Consider the following 395-nt stretch of genomic DNA (forward strand, 5'->3'; position numbering starts at 1 on the left):
CAGGAAAGGTGTGGAGTCCGGAACCGATGCCAGCACCGTGCCCGAGTGATCTTCGTCCGGATACACCTTGAGTGTGACGTCCTGCCCGTTCGCCCTCAGCGCCTCGTCGAGCTGCAGTGTGAGATTGGGAGGAACGTCACGGTCCTGCATGCCCACCCCGAGGAAGATCGGACGGTCGTAGCCGCTGGTGGGCGTGCACATGTACGCGTCGAGTGCGGCGTCCACACCGGGCAGCCTCGCCAGCGGCGCGCGGAAGAAGTCGGTCGGCGTCATGCCGGCGAGCGCGGCATCGAGCTGGGGCTTGCACAGGGTCTCGGCCTTGGCGACCGCATCGAGGCCCGCGGGTGTGAGCACGCTGTCGACGTCGATGTCGGGCCGGGCCTCGCGGAACCCGG

At 68.4% G+C, this 395-nt stretch carries 1 protein-coding gene; it reads right to left on the reverse strand.

What is annotated here, in order from left to right:
• Positions 1-395: alpha/beta hydrolase family protein (locus C1I92_RS33230; RefSeq protein WP_146605409.1), on the reverse strand; the 395-nt coding region annotated here is incomplete at both ends.

It is taken from the genome of Jiangella anatolica (assembly GCF_003236295.1).
In the GTDB taxonomy this organism is placed as follows: Bacteria; Actinomycetota; Actinomycetes; order Jiangellales; family Jiangellaceae; genus Jiangella; species Jiangella anatolica.